This window comes from Micromonospora sp. NPDC003241 (assembly GCF_053589795.1).
On record NZ_JBSFSO010000053.1, the window covers coordinates 14,076 to 30,925 of the forward strand.

The 16,850-nt window shown below is 72.2% G+C and carries 15 protein-coding genes and 1 tRNA gene; 15 read left to right on the forward strand and 1 reads right to left on the reverse strand.

What is annotated here, in order from left to right:
- The first annotated feature begins 106 nt into the window (after positions 1-106).
- The 4 genes from ACWDVW_RS28525 to ACWDVW_RS28540 all read left to right on the forward strand — a co-directional run bounded on the left by ACWDVW_RS28525 (position 107) and on the right by ACWDVW_RS28540 (position 6,065).
- Positions 107-1,270 carry a glycosyltransferase family 4 protein gene (locus ACWDVW_RS28525; RefSeq protein ID WP_449954887.1) on the forward strand — a complete coding sequence of 388 codons (1,164 nt, stop codon included), beginning with the start codon at positions 107-109 and terminating at the stop codon, positions 1,268-1,270.
- Positions 1,270-3,579: a hypothetical protein gene (locus ACWDVW_RS28530; RefSeq protein WP_449954890.1), complete on the forward strand. Its 2,310-nt coding sequence runs from the start codon at positions 1,270-1,272 to the stop codon at positions 3,577-3,579. Before ACWDVW_RS28525 ends, ACWDVW_RS28530 begins: the two co-directional genes overlap by 1 nt.
- 138 nt (positions 3,580-3,717) lie before the next feature.
- Complete coding sequence (locus ACWDVW_RS28535) at positions 3,718-5,451, forward strand: CTP synthase (RefSeq protein WP_396752522.1); 1,734 nt, start codon at positions 3,718-3,720, stop codon at positions 5,449-5,451.
- Entirely contained in the window at positions 5,448-6,065 is a 618-nt protein-coding gene (locus tag ACWDVW_RS28540; RefSeq protein WP_449954893.1) for an NUDIX domain-containing protein, read from the forward strand. The genes ACWDVW_RS28535 and ACWDVW_RS28540 overlap by 4 nt, the downstream gene beginning before the upstream one ends.
- A 60-nt stretch (positions 6,066-6,125) precedes the next feature.
- Here ACWDVW_RS28540 and ACWDVW_RS28545 read toward each other — a convergent pair whose 3' ends face one another.
- Positions 6,126-6,458, reverse strand: coding sequence for a TM2 domain-containing protein (locus tag ACWDVW_RS28545; RefSeq protein ID WP_449954947.1), 333 nt, complete (start codon positions 6,456-6,458; stop codon positions 6,126-6,128).
- A 215-nt stretch (positions 6,459-6,673) separates the two neighbouring features.
- Between ACWDVW_RS28545 and ald the strand changes: the two genes are divergently transcribed.
- The 11 genes from ald to ACWDVW_RS28600 all read left to right on the forward strand — a co-directional run bounded on the left by ald (position 6,674) and on the right by ACWDVW_RS28600 (position 16,827).
- On the forward strand, positions 6,674-7,789 hold the full coding sequence (ald, locus tag ACWDVW_RS28550) for an alanine dehydrogenase (protein WP_350700401.1): 1,116 nt from the start codon (positions 6,674-6,676) through the stop codon (positions 7,787-7,789).
- A gap of 10 nt (positions 7,790-7,799) precedes the next feature.
- Entirely contained in the window at positions 7,800-8,789 is a 990-nt protein-coding gene (locus ACWDVW_RS28555; protein WP_449954950.1) for a tyrosine recombinase, read from the forward strand.
- 251 nt (positions 8,790-9,040) lie between these two features.
- Positions 9,041-9,964 (forward strand): ParA family protein, encoded by a 924-nt coding sequence (locus ACWDVW_RS28560; protein ID WP_449954896.1) that lies wholly within the window; start codon positions 9,041-9,043, stop codon positions 9,962-9,964.
- A 44-nt stretch (positions 9,965-10,008) separates the two neighbouring features.
- Complete coding sequence (locus tag ACWDVW_RS28565) at positions 10,009-11,094, forward strand: segregation and condensation protein A (protein WP_449954899.1); 1,086 nt, start codon at positions 10,009-10,011, stop codon at positions 11,092-11,094.
- A complete protein-coding gene (gene scpB, locus ACWDVW_RS28570) occupies positions 11,091-11,939 on the forward strand; it encodes an SMC-Scp complex subunit ScpB (protein ID WP_449954902.1) in 849 nt (282 codons plus the stop codon). Before ACWDVW_RS28565 ends, scpB begins: the two co-directional genes overlap by 4 nt.
- Entirely contained in the window at positions 11,926-12,696 is a 771-nt protein-coding gene (locus ACWDVW_RS28575) for a pseudouridine synthase (RefSeq protein ID WP_350700406.1), read from the forward strand. The genes scpB and ACWDVW_RS28575 overlap by 14 nt, the downstream gene beginning before the upstream one ends.
- Before the next feature lie 156 nt (positions 12,697-12,852).
- The gene (gene cmk / locus ACWDVW_RS28580) at positions 12,853-13,533 is read left to right on the forward strand and encodes a (d)CMP kinase (protein WP_449954905.1); all 681 of its coding nucleotides are present in this window, start codon (positions 12,853-12,855) and stop codon (positions 13,531-13,533) included.
- Positions 13,534-13,624: 91 nt separating this feature from the next.
- Positions 13,625-15,034: a ribosome biogenesis GTPase Der gene (gene der / locus ACWDVW_RS28585; protein ID WP_449954908.1), complete on the forward strand. Its 1,410-nt coding sequence runs from the start codon at positions 13,625-13,627 to the stop codon at positions 15,032-15,034.
- A gap of 134 nt (positions 15,035-15,168) precedes the next feature.
- Positions 15,169-15,242 (forward strand) — tRNA-Pro (locus tag ACWDVW_RS28590).
- 86 nt (positions 15,243-15,328) lie between these two features.
- Positions 15,329-15,931 carry a DUF3885 domain-containing protein gene (locus ACWDVW_RS28595; RefSeq protein ID WP_449954911.1) on the forward strand — a complete coding sequence of 201 codons (603 nt, stop codon included), beginning with the start codon at positions 15,329-15,331 and terminating at the stop codon, positions 15,929-15,931.
- 383 nt (positions 15,932-16,314) lie between these two features.
- Positions 16,315-16,827, forward strand: coding sequence for a hypothetical protein (locus ACWDVW_RS28600; RefSeq protein ID WP_449954952.1), 513 nt, complete (start codon positions 16,315-16,317; stop codon positions 16,825-16,827).
- Positions 16,828-16,850 lie beyond the last annotated feature (23 nt).

Below are 16,850 nucleotides of genomic sequence, written 5' to 3' on the forward strand. Positions count from 1 at the left end.
GCGAGGAGTGAGCTTGCGAGCCCCGCAGTCGCGAACGGAAGGCTGGTCCGGTGAGCGCGAGGAGTGAGCTTGCGAGCCCCGCAGTCGCGAACGGAGGGCGTAACCGGTGAGCGCGAGGGGTGCGGATGCCCGGTGGGGCACGGTGGTGCTGGTACTCGCCTCCAGCACCGGTGGGGTCGGGCAGCATGTCCGGGCCGTGGCCCGTGGGCTGACGGCGGCCGGTGAGTCGGTGCTGGTCTGCGGGCCGGCGGCGACCCAGGACCAGTTCGACTTCGTCGGGGCCGGGGCCCGGTTCGCGCCGGTGGAGATCCCGGCCAGTCCGACGCCGGGTGACGTCCGCGCGATCACCGCGTTGCGTCGGGCGCTGGCCGGCGAGCAGGTCGCCGTGGTGCACGCGCACGGGCTGCGTGCCGGGTTGGTCGCGGTGATCGCCCGCCCGGCCGCCCCGCTGGTGGTCACCTGGCACAACGCGGTGCTCGCCGGTGGGTTGCGGGGCAGTCTGTCCCGGTGGGCCGAGAAGATGGTGGCCCGGGGGGCCCGGGTGACGCTCGGGGCCTCCGCCGACCTGGTGGCCCGGGCCGTCGGGCTCGGCGCCGGGGATGCCCGGCTCGCCCCGGTGGCCGCTCCCGAGTTGCCCGCGCCGCGCCGGGGCCGGGCCGCCGTCCGGGCCGAGTTCGGGGTGTCCGCCGACCAGCCGTTGATCCTCTCGGTCGGTCGGCTGCATCCGCAGAAGCGGTACGACGTGCTGGTGGACGCCGCCGCTCGGTGGCGGGAGCGGGTTCCGCCGCCGGTCGTGGTGATCGCCGGGAGTGGTCCGGCGTACCTGCCGTTGGCCGCCCGGATCAGTGCCGCGCGGGCTCCGGTGACGTTGCTCGGGCACCGCACCGACGTGGGCGACCTGCTGGCCGGGGCGGACCTGGCGGTGGTGACCAGCGACTGGGAGGCCCGCCAACTGTTCGCGCAGGAGGCGCTGCGGGCCGGCGTACCGCTGGTGGCGACCGCGGTGGGTGGCCTGCCGGATCTGGTCGGGGACGCTGCGGTGCTGGTGCCGCCGGGCGACGTCGACGCGGTCGACGCGGCGGTCGGTGATCTGCTCGACGATGCGCAGCGCCGGGCCGAACTGGGCCGTCAGGGTGCCGTGCGGGCCGAGACGTGGCCCACCGAGGCGCAGACCGTGGCCCAGTTGGTCGCGCTCTACGCCGAGCTGAGGCCGGGCCCGGCGGGGCCGGCGACGCCCGACGCCGACACGCCGTCGACGGGACGCCGGTGATGCTGCGCCGAATCGCACCGATCCTGCTGACCCTGGTCGTGGTGGCGCTCGGCGTGACCGTGCTGGCGGCCCGTCCGGAGAGCCCGCCGCCCCGGCAGAGCGCCGACTACGTGGTGTTGGTCGGGGTGGCCGGGCTGCGGTGGGAGGACGTGGACGCGCAGCGCACGCCGACGCTGTGGCGGATGGCGCAGGACGGCTCGATCGGTTCGTTGTCGGTGCGGTCGGTGTACCGGCCGACCTGCCCGGTGGACGGATGGCTGACGCTCGGCGCGGGCGGCTTCGCCGCCTGGGGCGGGGGCCCGACCGACGGCCTGTGTCCGCCCGTGGACGTGACGGTGGACCAGCCCGACGGCATCGGCGCGAACCTGCCGCAGCAGGAGAGCGTGGTGCTGCGTAACCAGGAGCGGCTGCCGTGGGGCACGGTGCCCGGCGCGCTGTCGGAGTCGGTGCGCTGCTCGGTGGCGGTCGGCCCGGGTGCGGCGGTGGCCGCCGCGCGGCCGTTCGGCCGGGTCGACCGGTACGCGCCGACGCTGCCGGAGGACCCGGCCGAGCTGCTCGGTTCCTGCGTGCTCAGCATCGTCGACCTCGGCACCGTCGAGGGCGAGGACGAGGCGTCCCGGTCGGCGGCGGCCCGTGCGGCCGACGCGCAGTTGGCCCGGGTGCTGGCCGGCCGGCCGCCGCGGTCCCTGGTGATCGTGGCCGGGGTCTCCGACACCGAGCGGCCCTCCCGGCTGCACGTGGCCGTCGCCGACGGTCCCGGCTGGGAGGAGGGCTGGCTGACCTCGCCCAGCACCGGGCGGCAGGGCTACCTGCAACTGATCGACCTGGCGCCGACCGCGTTGGCGGCCCTGGGCCGACCGATGCCGGACCGGCCGTTCCTCGGTCGGCCCGCCGAGTCGGTCGGTGGCCGTCCGGCCGATCTGGCGGCGGCGATCGCCGAGCCCGCCGACGCGGACCGGGAGTCCGCCGCGCAGCGGCAGGTGGCGGGTGGGTTCTTCACGCTGCTGGCCGCCGTGCAGGTGGCGCTCGCCCTGGCGGTGTTGCCGCTGCTGCGTCGGGCCCGTCGGCACGCCGGGCCGTACGGACCGAAGCCGGTGTCCCGGCGGGTGGTGGCGGTGGTGGAGCTGCTGCTGGTGGCGGCGGCGCTGGCCATCCCGGCGGCCCTGCTCGCCGAGGCGGTGCCGTGGTGGCGCAACGTGTACCCGGCGGCCTCGTTCGCCGGGCTGACCGTGGTGTTGCTGGCGGCGGCGACGTTGCTGGTGCGGCTGACGCCGGGGTACGGCACCACGTTGGGGCCGCTCGGCGCGGTGGCCGGACTCACCACGCTGGCCGTCGGCCTGGACGTGGTCACCGGGGCCCGGCTCCAGCTCAACGGCGTGATCGGGTACTCCGCGCTGGAGGGCGGCCGGTACGCCGGGCTGGGCACCGTGGGACTCGGGGTGTTCGTGGCCGGTGCGCTGCTGACCGGTGGCTGGCTCGCCCAGCAGGTACGCCGGGCGTGGCGCCCGATGGTGATGGTGGTGGTGGGCGGCGCCGCCGTGGTGGTGGTCGGCAGCGCGTACCTGGGTGCCGACTCGATCGGTGCGATCGCGTTGACCGCCGGGGTGAGCGTCGCGGCGGCGATCAGCGCGGGCGGCTGGCTGACGCTGACCCGGTTGGCCTGGGCGACGATGGCCGGGCTGGCGGTGATGGTCGGGTTCGCGGTGGTGGACCTGGGCCGTCCAGCGGCCGATCGCGGCAGCCTGGGCCGGTTCCTCGCGGCGCTCGGCGACGGCACCGGCGGGCTGACCGTACAGCGGTCCAGCGCCTCGAACATCGACACCCTGCTGAACAGCCCGCTGACCGTGCTGGCACTGGCCGGCGCGTTGCTGGTCTGGTTCGCGCTGCTCCAGCCGTGGGGCGGGCTGATGCGGCTGTTCGGCATCTATCCGGCGATCCGGGCGGCGATGGCGGGCACCGGCGTGGCGGTCGGCATCGGCGGGGTGCTGAGCGCGGCGGCGCTGGACGTGGCCGGGGCCGCGGCGGCCGTGGTGGTGCCCATGGCGGCGCTGTCCGCGCTGCGGGTGCTCGACCACGCGGCGGACCGTACGCGGCCGGCCACCGACCGGCCGTCCGACGTCATCCGGTCCGACGACCGCGTGGGCGACGCGGGCACCGCAGGCGACGCGGGCACCCCGGGCGGTACGGCGGCCTCGGGCGATGCGGGGGCCACGCGTGCTCCCGCCGAGGACACCGCCGGGGCCGGTACCGAGGGTGAACGCGGGCGTGGCCGGGCGGTACGGTCGTCGACCGAGGTCGCGACCGGGTGACCCCGGGGGCCGTACCTCGGGTGCGGCCCGGGAGTGCCTCAGGCGAGGTGTTACCGTGGAATCCCGTGGATCGCGTGATCACTTCGCTGATCGGCTCGGCGGTCTGCACGACCGCGACGGACGACACGGGAGCAGGCCTTGGCCCCTTCAGCACGGACGACCAGGCACATTTTCGTCACCGGGGGCGTCGCCTCCTCGCTGGGTAAGGGGCTGACCGCCTCCAGCCTCGGCAATCTGCTCACCGCGCGGGGACTGCGCGTGGTGATGCAGAAGCTCGACCCGTACCTGAACGTCGACCCCGGCACCATGAACCCGTTCCAGCACGGCGAGGTGTTCGTGACCGAGGACGGCGCCGAGACCGACCTGGACGTCGGTCACTACGAGCGCTTCCTGGACCGGGCCCTGTCCGGCAAGGCGAACGTCACCACCGGCCAGATCTACTCGGACGTGATCGCCAAGGAGCGGCGCGGGGAGTACCTGGGCGACACCGTCCAGGTGATCCCGCACATCACCAACGAGATCAAGTCGCGGATCCTGGCGATGGCCGACCCGGACGACGACGGCCGTACCCCGGACGTGGTGATCACCGAGGTGGGCGGCACGGTCGGCGACATCGAGTCGCTGCCGTTCCTGGAGGCGATCCGGCAGGTGCGTCACGACCTGGGCCGGGACAACTGCTTCTATCTGCACGTCTCGCTGGTGCCGTACCTGGCGCCCTCGGGCGAGCTGAAGACCAAGCCGACCCAGCACTCGGTGGCGCAACTGCGCAACATCGGTATCCAGCCCGACGCCATCGTCTGCCGCTCGGACCGGGAGATCCCGGACAAGCTCAAGCACAAGCTGTCGCTCTACTGCGACGTCGACGCCGAGGCGGTCATCGCGGCCCCGGACGCGCCCAGCATCTACGACATCCCCAAGGTGCTGCACCGGGAGGGGCTCGACGCGTACGTGGTGCGCCGGCTCGGGCTCTCCTTCCGGGACGTGGACTGGGAGGGCTGGGACGACCTGCTGGAGCGAGTGCACCAGCCCCGACGCACGGTCACCGTGGCGCTGGTCGGCAAGTACGTCGACCTGCCGGACGCGTACCTGTCGGTCAGCGAGGCGATCCGGGCGGCGGGCTTCGGCAACCGGGCCCGGGTGCAGTTGCGCTGGGTGCCCAGCGACGACTGCGTCACTCCGGCGGGCGCGGCGGCGGCCCTGGCCGGCGTCGACGGCATCGTCATCCCCGGCGGGTTCGGCGTCCGGGGGATCGAGGGCAAGATCGGCACCGCCCGGTACGCGCGGGAGAACGGCGTCCCGCTGCTCGGGCTCTGCCTCGGTCTGCAGTGCATGACCATCGAGGTGGCCCGGCACCTGGCCGGGCTGGACGGCGCCAACTCCGTGGAGTTCGACTCCGAGGCCGTGCACCCGGTCATCGCCACCATGGCCGACCAGGAGGACATCGTGGCCGGCAAGGGCGACCTGGGCGGCACCATGCGGCTGGGCGCGTACCCGGCGGCGCTCGCCGAGGGCTCGATCGTCGCCGAGGCGTACGGCAGCACCGAGGTCAGCGAGCGGCACCGGCACCGGTACGAGGTGAACAACGCCTACCGGGACCAGCTCGCCAAGGCCGGACTGCGGATCTCGGGCACCTCGCCGGACGGGCGGCTGGTCGAGTTCGTCGAGCTGGACCGCGAGCTGCACCCGTTCTTCGTGGCCACCCAGGCCCACCCGGAGCTGAAGAGCCGCCCCACCCGGCCGCACCCGCTGTTCGCCGCGTTCGTCCAGGCGGCGGTGGCGTACTCGCAGGCCGACCAGCTTCCGGTCGACCTGGACGGTGCCGAGCGGGCCGCGCGCAACGGCACCGCCCCGACGGTGCCCTCGGCGTCGTGAGCGACGCCGGCAGGGCGGTCGAGCACCGTTACGAGGTGCTCTCCCGCGAGGTGCAGTATCGCGGTCGGATCTTCGACGTGGTCACCGAGCAGGTGAGCATGCCCGGCGGCGGGACGGCCCCGCGTGACCTGGTCCGGCACGTCGGTGCGGTGGCCGTGGTGGCGTTGGACGACGCCGGCCAGGTGGTGCTGATCCGGCAGTACCGCCAGCCGGTCGGTCGGCGGCTGTGGGAGCTGCCGGCCGGGCTGACCGACGTCACCGGCGAGGACCCGGCGGTGACCGCGGCGCGGGAACTGGCCGAGGAGGTCGACCTGACCGCCGGTCGGCTCGACGTGCTGGTCGACGTGCACAGCTCGCCCGGGTTCACCGACGAGCTGGTCCGGGTCTTCCTGGCCCGGGACCTCGGCGAGGTGCCGGTGGAGCAGCGACACGACCGGCACGACGAGGAGGCCGACCTCCAGATCGTCCGGATCGACCTGGACGAGGCGGTCGGCATGGTGCTGGCCGGAGAGATCACCAACGGACCGTGCGTGGCCGGGCTGCTGGCCGCCGCCCGCGCCCGCGACGCCGGCTGGTCGGTGCTGCGCCGGGCGGACACCCCGCTGCCGGGCTGACCCGGACCACGACGACAGGGGCCGCGCGGATCACCGCGCGGCCCCTGTTCGCATGCCGGATCAGTCGCGCAGCGGGCGACCCTGTCCGTCGACGCCACCGTTGACCAGGATCAGGATGCCGTCGATCAGACCCCAGAGGCTGCCGATACCGCAGGTCACCAGCGTGACGATGAGCTGGATGACACCGGTCTTGGTGTCACCCATGTAGAACCGGCCGACGCCGAAGCCGCCCAGCAGGATCTGCAGGACACCGGCGATGACCTTGCTCTTGTCGGAAACGCCCTGGGGGTACCCGGGCTGATAGGGGGGAGTAGTCATGAGGCGACACGATAGTGATCCACACCGACGCTGTCCGCACCGGTAGGCACCACGTGGGACGATGACGACCAATATTGTCCTGTCGGCTGAGGAGGAACCAGCCGGTGGGCTGCCCGTACACCTGACACATCGTCAGGGTTCGCGGCCACCGGATGTCATGGTGCAGGCTCCCTCGACGGACGGGTACGCCTAAACTGCCGCCCACGGGACCGGTCGACCGTAGCGGCAAAGGGGCCGCCGCGGCACCGCCCAGTCGGGGGAGAGCGGTCCCCGGAGAGAGGGTCTGCATCGTGAAGGTCGGCATCCCACGCGAGGTCAAGAACCACGAGTACCGGGTGGCGATCACGCCCGCGGGCGTCAACGAGTTCACCCGCGGCGGCCACCAGGTCTTCGTCGAGGCCGGTGCCGGGGTCGGGTCCAGCATCACCGACGAGGAGTTCACCGCCGCCGGCGCCAAGATCCTGGACACCGCCGACGAGGTGTGGGACGCCGCGGACCTGGTGCTCAAGGTGAAGGAGCCGGTCGCCGAGGAGTACCACCGGATGCGCGAGGGGCAGGTCCTCTTCACCTACCTGCACCTGGCCGCCTCGCGGGACTGCACCCAGGCGCTGCTCGACCGCAAGGTCACCGGCATCGCGTACGAGACGGTCGAGCTGCCGGACCGCTCCCTGCCGCTGCTCGCCCCGATGTCCGAGGTGGCCGGCCGGCTCGCCCCGCAGGTCGGCGCGTTCTATCTGATGCGGACCGGTGGCGGTCGGGGCGTGCTGCCCGGCGGCGTCTCCGGCGTGTACGCGGCGAAGACCGTGGTCATCGGTGCCGGGGTCTCCGGCATGAACGCCGCCGCGATCGCGCTGGGCCTGCAATCCGAGGTGCTGCTGCTGGACAAGAACGTCGGCCGGTTGCGGCAGGCCGACGCGATCTACCGTGGACACCTGCAGACCGTCGCCTCCAACGCGTACGAGATCGAACGGGCCGTGCTCGACGCGGACCTGGTCATCGGCGCGGTGCTGGTGCCCGGCGCCAAGGCACCGAAGCTGATCTCCAACGAGTTGGTCTCCCGGATGAAGCCCGGCAGCGTGCTGGTGGACATCGCCATCGACCAGGGCGGCTGCTTCGAGGACTCGCGGCCGACCACGCACGCCGAACCGGTCTACCGGGTGCACGAATCGATCTTCTACTGCGTGGCGAACATGCCCGGCGCGGTGCCGAACACCAGCACCTACGCGCTGACCAACGTCACCCTGCCGTACGCCCTCGAACTGGCCAACCACGGCTGGCGGGAGGCGTCGCGGCGCGACCCGGCACTGGCCCTGGGCCTGAACACCCACGCCGGTCAGGTCGTCTACGGCCCGGTGGCCGAGGCGCACGGCCTGCCCACCCTCGCGCTCACCGAGGCGCTGGCCTGAGGGGGTAACGCTGAGCACAGCGACCGACGAACGGGCCGGCCCCGAGCCGGCGCCGGCCCTGCGTCGTGCGCTGCGCGGCTACCTCGACCACCTCACCGTCGAACGCGGACTGGCCGCGAACACCCTCGCCTCGTACCGCCGCGACCTGGACCGCTACCTGGACTCGCTGGCCGCCGCCGGGGTGGACGACCTCGCCGGGGTCTCGGCCGCCGAGATCGAACGGCACCTGGCCCGGCTGCGCACCGGCGACGACGGCCGTCCACCGCTGGCGGTCTCGTCGGCCGCCCGCGCCGCCAGCGCCGTGCGCGGCCTGCACCGCTTCGCGCTGCGCGAGGGCCTGGCCGGGGCCGACCCGAGCCGTGACGTACGCCCACCCACCCCACCCCGTCGACTGCCCCGCGCCCTGCCGGTCGACGCGGTGGTCCGGCTGCTGGAGACCGCCGGCCCGGTGGACGCGGCGGGGGAGCAGGCACCGCTGGCGCTGCGCGACCGGGCGCTGCTGGAGTTCCTGTACGGCACCGGCGCCCGCATCTCCGAGGCGATCGGCGCGGCCGTGGACGACGTGGACCTCGACGACGGGGTGGTGCTGCTGCACGGCAAGGGCGGACGCAGCCGACTGGTGCCGGTCGGCGGGCACGCGCTACGGGCGCTGGGCGCCTACCTGGTCCGCGCCCGGCCCGGACTGGTCACCGCCGGCCGGGGCACCCCGAAGGTGTTCCTGAACGCCCGGGGCGGCCCGCTGACCCGACAGGGCGCCTGGACCGTGCTGCGCCGGGCCGCCGCCCGGGCCGGGCTGCCAGTGGACGGGCCGGAGGCGGTCTCCCCGCACACCCTGCGACACTCGTACGCGACCCATCTGCTCGACGGCGGCGCCGACGTGCGGGTGGTGCAGGAACTCCTCGGTCACGCCTCGGTCACCACCACCCAGGTCTACACGCTGGTGACCGTGGACCGGCTGCGTGAGGTCTACGCCACCGCACACCCGCGCGCCCGGCACTGACGTCGAAGCGCGCAACGCTGGTCGACGTGGGCCGGGACGGCACCGGCCTGGCTGGTCGACGTGGGCCGGGACGGCGCTGGTCGGTACCACCGTCCGACACGCCGAGCGGGTAGTGAACGCCCTGCTGGTCGGTGGCGTACAGTCGGGATCGGCGCGGCCTGGCGGCGGGATGACCGGGGTGCGCAGCGGCGCCGCGAAGGACGTCGGGCGGCTCCGACGCCAGATGGTCGTCGGGAGGGGGCACTGAGGACATGGCTGGCAACGGTGACCGTGCCGAGACCTGGACGTCGGAGCTCCGCGAACAGCAGAACGCGCTCGGCTCGGACCTGGGTCCGGCCGACCCGGCCGCCTACACGATGCGCAAGCCCATCCCCGAGCCGATGCCCACCGACCGGCACGGCCCGGCGCGGATCATCGCGATGGCCAACCAGAAGGGTGGCGTCGGCAAGACCACGACCACCATCAACCTCGGCGCCGCGCTCGCCGAGTACGGCCGCAAGGTGCTCCTGGTCGACTTCGACCCGCAGGGCGCCCTCTCGGTCGGGCTGGGCGTCAACCCGCACAACCTCGACCTGTCGGTCTACAACCTGCTCATGCAGGACGACGTCATCGCCGAGGACGTCCTGATCAAGACCGACGTGGCCGGGCTGCACCTGCTGCCCGCCAACATCGACCTCTCCGCCGCCGAGATACAGCTCGTCAACGAGGTCGCCCGCGAGATGGCCCTGGCCCGGGTGCTCAGGACCGTCCGCAAGGAGTACGACTACATCCTGATCGACTGCCAGCCGTCACTCGGCCTGCTGGCGATCAACGCGTTGACCGTGGCGCACGGCGTGCTCATCCCGCTGGAATGCGAGTTCTTCAGCCTGCGCGGTGTCGCCCTGCTGCTGGACACCATCGACAAGGTGCGCGAGCGGCTCAACTTCGACCTGGAGCTCGAAGGCATCCTCGCCACCATGTACGACAGCCGCACCACGCACTGCCGCCAGGTGCTCCAGCGCGTGGTGGAGGCGTTCGGCGACAAGGTCTACCAGACGGTCATCACCAAGACGGTGAAGTTCCCCGAGTCGACGGTCGCGGGTGCTCCGATCACCACGCTCGACCCGGCCTCCTCGGGGGCCCGCAACTACCGTCAGTTGGCCCGCGAGGTGATCGCCGCGCAGGCGGAGCGGTAGGCCGGTAACCATCGGTGTCCAGGCCGTGGACTACGGTCGTCGGCGTGAGCGCGCCGCCCGCCGACCCGACCGCCGCACCGGAGCATCCGCCCGCGGCTGACCTCGGCGCGCCGGAGGCGTCCCCTGTCGTGTCGGAGCCTGTCGTGTCGGAGCCGGTCGTGGCGGACCTGGCTGTCGTGTCGGACGACGCTGCGGACACCGGCAAGTTCACGGTCCGGCTGGACAACTTCACCGGCCCGTTCGACCTGCTGCTGCAACTGATCGGCAAGCACAAGCTCGACGTCACCGAGGTCGCGCTGCACCAGGTGACCGACGAGTTCATCGCGTACATCCGGGCCATGGGTGACGATTGGGACCTGGACGAGGCGAGCGAGTTCCTGCTGATCGCCGCCACCCTGCTCGACCTCAAGGCGGCCCGGCTGCTGCCCTCGGCCGAGGTGGAGAACGAGGAGGACCTCGCCCTGCTGGAGGCGCGGGACCTGCTCTTCGCCCGACTGTTGCAGTACAAGGCGTACAAGGAGGCGGCGGCGCACATCGCGGTGCTGGAGGAGGTCGGCGGACGCCGCTACCCGCGCGCGGTCACCCTGGAGGCCCGGTACGCCGAGGCCCTGCCCGACCTGGTGCTCGGCATCGGCCCGCAGCGACTGCTCAAGCTCGCCGTCAAGGCGATGACCCCGAAGCCGATACCCGAGGTCTCCATCGCCCACGTGCACATGGTGCGGGTCAGCGTCCGGGAACACGCCGCGATCATCAGCGAGCGGCTGCGCCGCGTCGGCACCGCCACCTTCTCGCTGCTCTGCGCCGACTGCGAGGCCACCCTCGAGGTGGTCGCCCGGTTCCTGGCGCTGCTGGAGCTGTACCGGCAGGGCGTGGTGGCCTTCGTGCAGGAACAGGCGCTGGAGGAGCTGACCGTACGCTGGACCGGCCCCATCGACGGCAGCCCGACCCTGACCATCGACGAGTACGCCGGCAACCCGGATGAGACGGCCCCCGACGGAACACCGACCGGGCCCGGGCCCGGTGCACCGACGCCCGCATTGGGTGGGGCGTCCGCCGGGTCGGATGCGCCGCCGGCTGGGTCGGGTGCGCCGGTGGACGAGGCGGTAACGACGGAGGAGCGCGCCGGATGAGCAACGAGGAACGCCGGGACTCGCTGGCCGACCAGGCCGCCGCCTGGATCCCGCCCTGGCAGCGCCCTGCCCCCGAATCCATCGTCCCGGATCCGGCCACTCCCGATCCCGTCGAGTCCGAACCCGATCGCGCGGAACCCGCTGTCGCCGAACTCACCGCCGAACCCGGGGCAGCTCCGGATCTTGGTGCGGAAGTGCCCCAGGAGGGGCGGTCGCGTACCAAGATCGCGGAGGAGGGGGCGGGACGGAGGCCGCGGGGCGGGCGGACGCGGGTGGTGCCGGAGCCGCCGCCGGTGCTCGACGACGCCGAACTGCGCGGGGCGCTGGAGGCGATCCTGCTGGTGGTGGACGAACCGGTCAGCGAGCTGATGCTGGCCCAGATCCTCGAACAGCCCGCCGAGCGGGTCGGGCCGATGCTGGACGAGATCGCCGCGAGCTACACCGCCGCCGGGCACGGGTTCGAGCTGCGCCGGGCGGCCGGCGGGTGGCGGCTCTACACCCGGCCGGAATACGCCACCTACGTGGAACGGTTCGTGCTCGACGGGCAGTCGGTCCGGCTGACCCAGGCCGCGCTGGAGACCCTCGCGGTGGTGGCGTACCGGCAGCCGGTGACCCGGTCGCGGATATCGGCCATCCGGGGCGTCAACTGCGACGGGGTGATCCGTACCCTGGTGACCCGTGGGCTGATCGAGGAGTGCGGCATCGAGTCGGACAGCGGGGCCTATCTGTACCGGACGAGCACGATGTTCCTGGAGAAGCTCGGCCTGAACAGCCTCGACGACCTGCCGCCCCTGGCCCCGTTCCTCCCCGACGACGTAGAAGAGCTTGCTGATGCCGCGCGATGACCGCACCCCCCGCCCCGACGCCCCCGTCTACACCGGCCCGGAACGCCTGCAGAAGGTGCTCGCCGCGGCGGGGGTCGGTTCCCGACGCGCCTGCGAAGACCTGATCTTCCGTCGGCGGGTGACGGTCGACGGGCGGGTGGCCCAGCTCGGCGACAAGGTCGACCCGACCAAGGCCGTCATCCACGTCGACGGTGAGCGGCTGGTGGCCGACACCCGGCTGGTGTACCTGGCGTTGAACAAGCCCCGCGGCGTGGTCTCCACGATGGCCGACGAGAAGGGGCGCACCGCGCTCGCCGACTTCGTCGGCAACCGGGTCGAGCAGCGCGTCTATCACGTCGGGCGGCTCGATGCGGACAGCGAGGGCCTGCTGCTGCTCACCAACGACGGGACCCTGGCGCACCGGCTGATGCACCCTTCCTACGGGGTGGCCAAGACGTACCTGTGTGAGGTGGCCGGGCCGATCCCGCGCAACCTCGGCAAGCGCCTGGCCGCCGGTATCGAGCTGGAGGACGGCCCGGTCACCGTGGACTCGTTCCGGGTGGTGGGCAGTCTGGGACGTACCGCCCAGGTGGAGCTGACCCTGCACGAAGGCCGCAAACACATCGTGCGGCGCCTGCTCGACGAGGTCGGACACCCGGTCAGCCGGCTGGTGCGTACCTCCATCGGGCCGATCCGGCTCGGCGACCTGCGTCCCGGGCGCACGCGGCGCCTGACCAACGCGGAGGTCGCCGCCCTGTTCAAGGGTGTGGGTGACTGACCCCGCGCTCGCGGGTACCGCTGACGGTAGGCTCCTGGCGGCCGGCAGGGCCGGCGGGCCGTGCGCCACGGCGCCGGGCATGATGGAAGCTGTGTGGGCAACCGCTCGCGTCCGCCGATGCGGCGGATCGCGGGGTACGGGCTGAGGAGGACGACGGTGGAGGAAAACGTACCGACCGGGCGCTGTGTGGTCGCTGTGGACGGGCCGTCCGGTTCGGGTAAGTCCACCGTCTCCCGGCGGCTGGCGGCGAGCCTCACCGCCCGCTACCTCGACACCGGCGCGATGTACCGGGCGATCACCTGGGCCGTGCTGCGCTCCGGCGTCGACCTGACCGACGCCGAGGCGGTCGGCAAGGTCGCCGCCGAGGTCGACCTGCGGATCGGCACCGACCCCACCGGCTACGGCGTGACCGCCGACGGCGTCGGCGTCGAGGCCGAGATCCGGGGTCCCGAGGTGACCGCCGCCGTGTCCGCCGTGGCCTCCGTGCCGGCGGTCCGGGCGCTGCTGGTGGCCCGGCAGCGCGAGATGATCGCCAAGGCGGGCCGGATCGTGGTCGAGGGCCGTGACATCGGTTCCGTGGTCGCCCCCGACGCCGACCTCAAGGTCTACCTCACCGCCTCGGCGGCGGCCCGTGCCGCGCGTCGCAGTGCCGAGGACGCCTCCGACGTGGCGGCGACCGCCGCCGACCTGGCCCGGCGGGACAACATCGACTCGACCCGCAAGGCCGACCCGCTCGCGCAGGCCCCCGACGCCGTGGTGCTGGACACCACCGAGCTGGGCATCGACGAGGTCGTGGCGAAGCTGCGGGCGCTGCTCGCCGAGCGGAACGTGGCGTGACCGGGCGCGACGACCTGCCGGCTCTGCCGGCGACCGGACCATCCGGCACGGTGGTGTGGGTGTTTCCCGCCACCGGCCAACGAAACGAGGCATGGGCGTGACTGACAACGACGGTTGGGTGGAGCTGCGGGAGCCGGACCTCGACATCGAGGAGCCGACCGGTCCGCAGCCGGTGGTGGCCGTGGTGGGCCGCCCCAACGTCGGCAAGTCCACCCTGGTCAACCGGATCATCGGTCGCCGACAGGCGGTCGTCGAGGACGTACCCGGCGTGACCCGCGACCGCGTCCCGTACGACGCGCAGTGGTCCGGTCGCACCTTCACCGTGGTGGACACCGGCGGCTGGGAACCGGACGCGAAGGACCGGGCGGCGGCCATCGCCGCGCAGGCCGAGACGGCCGTGTTCACCGCCGACGTGGTGGTCTTCGTGGTCGACGCGACGGTGGGCTCCACCGACGTCGACGAGGCGGCGGTGAAGATGCTGCGGCGCAGCGCCAAGCCGGTCATCCTGGTGGCCAACAAGGCCGACAACAGCAACATCGAGCTGGAGGCCACCTCGCTGTGGTCGCTCGGCCTCGGCGAGCCGCACCCGGTCTCGGCCCTGCACGGCCGAGGCTCCGGTGACCTGCTCGACGCCATCATGGACGCGCTGCCCGAAGCGCCGAAGATCGTGGAGAACCGCCCGCGCGGCCCGCGTCGGGTCGCCCTGGTCGGTCGGCCCAACGTCGGCAAGTCCAGCCTGCTGAACCGCTTCTCCGGCGAGGAACGCGCGGTGGTCGACGCCGTCGCCGGCACCACCGTCGACCCGGTCGACAGCCTGGTCACCATCGGCGGCGACACCTGGCACCTGGTGGACACCGCCGGCCTGCGCAAGCGGGTCGGCAAGGCCAGCGGCACCGAGTACTACGCCAGCCTGCGGACCGCCTCGGCGATCGAGGCGGCCGAGGTGGCGGTGGTGCTGCTCGACTCCAGCGAGCCGATCAGCGAGCAGGACCAGCGCATCCTGACCATGGTCACCGAGGCCGGTCGGGCACTCGTGATCGCCTTCAACAAGTGGGACCTGGTCGACGCCGACCGCCGGTACTACCTGGACAAGGAGATCGACCGGGAACTGCGCCGCATCCCGTGGGCGATCCGGCTGAACCTGTCCGCGATGACCGGACGGGCAGTCGACAAGCTCGCCGCCTCCCTGCACCGGGCGCTGGCGAGCTGGGAGACCCGGATCCCCACCGCGCAGCTCAACGCGTGGCTCACCGCCCTGGTGCAGGCCACCCCGCACCCGGTACGCGGGGGACGGGCCCCCCGCATCCTGTTCGCCACCCAGGCCGGGGTCGCCCCGCCGCGCTTCGTGCTCTTCACCACCGGCCCGCTCGACGCCGGCTACCAGCGCTTCGTGGAACGCAAGCTCCGCGAGGAGTTCGGCTTCGAGGGCAGCCCCATCGAGATCTCGGTACGCCCCCGCAAGAAGCTCGGCCCCGGCGGCCGAGGCAAGGCCCACGGCTGACCCACACCCCACCCTCCTAGGACGCTCTAGGGGTGGTGGGGGTGGTCACGACAGTGGGGAGGGGGCTGTGCGGCGGAGAGGGGAAGCTGCGCTAAGCTGTACCGGCTGTCGCGGGCAGGACGACGCGGGAGCATCGGGACGTGGCGCAGTTTGGTAGCGCACTTGACTGGGGGTCAAGGGGTCGTCGGTTCGAATCCGGCCGTCCCGACAGAAGAGAAGCCCTGACCAGCGGAAACGCGGTCAGGGCTTCGAATTTCTTCTATCTCTTCTGCTCTCCGCGCACCTGAGGTTGCCGTGACACGGAGCCAAGAACTGAACCCAGCGGCCTTGACCGAACGGTGGGAGCAGCGTTGGCCCGAGTGCCCTCCCTTCGCTCACTGGCTTCCTGGTCGTTACCCGGATCGGTGGGTGAGGTTTCACAGCCTGCCGGGATCGGCGCGGTACGCAGTCAATGAGGGCGAGTACAGGATCATGCTTGACCGGCACAATACGGTGCTGTCGAAGCTTGATCCGGGTGCTGTCCTCATCGTAATCACCAGCGAGTGGACAGAGGGCCAGGCGACCACACCTCAGATGTGGCCGAGGCGTTCGGAGGTCGCGCCGTCGGCATGGCACTGGCAGACCCTGCTGGAAGACCTCGAGGAAGAGCCTGAGTGCCGCGCCTATACCCAGCTCTACGCCGAGACGATCTCCTGGCGACCGGACGTGCTTGACGTCCTGTTGAGGGCTGTCGCCGACGATGAACTGGCAAACGTGATCCTCGCGCCGACTGATCTTCGTTGGCTGTATCACCCCTACGACGGTGGAGCTGATGTCGTTCTGTCGACCGGAGAGCACCGGGACGCCCTGAAGACACAGCACCGGGATTGGCTTTCGCCGCAGCCGTCCGGGCTTTAGCTGCCGTCAGTCCGTACCCCGTGAACGCTGGTCCAGCAGCGCCAGCCAGCCTCAACGTGCCCCGGGAGGCTTCGCCACACGTCCGCGCACGCCACGCACACCATCGCCAAGATCAGGCCGCGTGGTCAACGGTGTGCTATCCGCCATCGCGCACACCGTGTGGTCCCTTCCTGGTCCCCGGGAGCTGACCCCAACCCGAGTGTGGACGCGGGCGATGACCTGGCTTGAACAGCGCCGCCACGGTAGCTGTCGCGTCGGGCTGACCGCCGTTGATCGTCAGCACCCATCCGTACGCAAAGAGCCTCGACGTCGTCAAGCCGAACTCTTGCTGTGATCACCTGGTGACCGTCGATGCTCACGCTGACGGGATGCGACGGACAGGGATGCTGGTACTGATCTGCGCGTTGATGCTGGCCGGGCTGACCGGCTGCAGCGCGGTCACCGAGGGCGCGGTCGGGGTGCGACTGGACGCCGATGGCCGACTGGTCGGGGTATTCGACTGGTGCCGGGGTAAGGCCGGGACCGACGCGATTACTCTCTACGTCGGCAGAGACGACGGTGGGGTCACCGACAAGGTAATCGAGCTAGAGCGGGATCCCGGCCATAGCGCCCGCACCACAGAGGAAGTCGTGCTGCTCGACCCAGCGGCCGGATGGCAGACGAAGCTGGCACCGCCCACCTTAGACGACACCCAGATCTACGACCTGCGCGCCTGGAACAAGGACGGTGGCGCCGTGGAGGACTTTCCGTTCCGGATCGGCGAACTGCGCGGCCAGACGGGCTCCGCCGTAATCCTCACCAAGCGATGGAAGGGCGGGGAGCCCGGCGGCTACGTCGCCGCGCTTCACACGCCTGAGGAGTTCGCCCGGTACGCCGACACGGTGTGCAACGACTAACAAGGCCGCCCCTTGACCCCCAG

Excerpts from the sequence above, each read along its gene's own strand:
- der (WP_449954908.1), top strand. The coding sequence starts at position 13,625 with ATGGGCGTGACTGACAACGACGGTTGGGTGGAGCTGCGGGAGCCGGAC.
- scpB (WP_449954902.1), top strand. The coding sequence starts at position 11,091 with ATGAGCAACGAGGAACGCCGGGACTCGCTGGCCGACCAGGCCGCCGCC.
- ACWDVW_RS28560 (WP_449954896.1), top strand. The coding sequence starts at position 9,041 with ATGGCTGGCAACGGTGACCGTGCCGAGACCTGGACGTCGGAGCTCCGC.
- ACWDVW_RS28575 (WP_350700406.1), top strand. The coding sequence starts at position 11,926 with ATGCCGCGCGATGACCGCACCCCCCGCCCCGACGCCCCCGTCTACACC.
- ACWDVW_RS28530 (WP_449954890.1), top strand. The coding sequence starts at position 1,270 with ATGCTGCGCCGAATCGCACCGATCCTGCTGACCCTGGTCGTGGTGGCG.
- ACWDVW_RS28600 (WP_449954952.1), top strand. The coding sequence starts at position 16,315 with ATGCTGGTACTGATCTGCGCGTTGATGCTGGCCGGGCTGACCGGCTGC.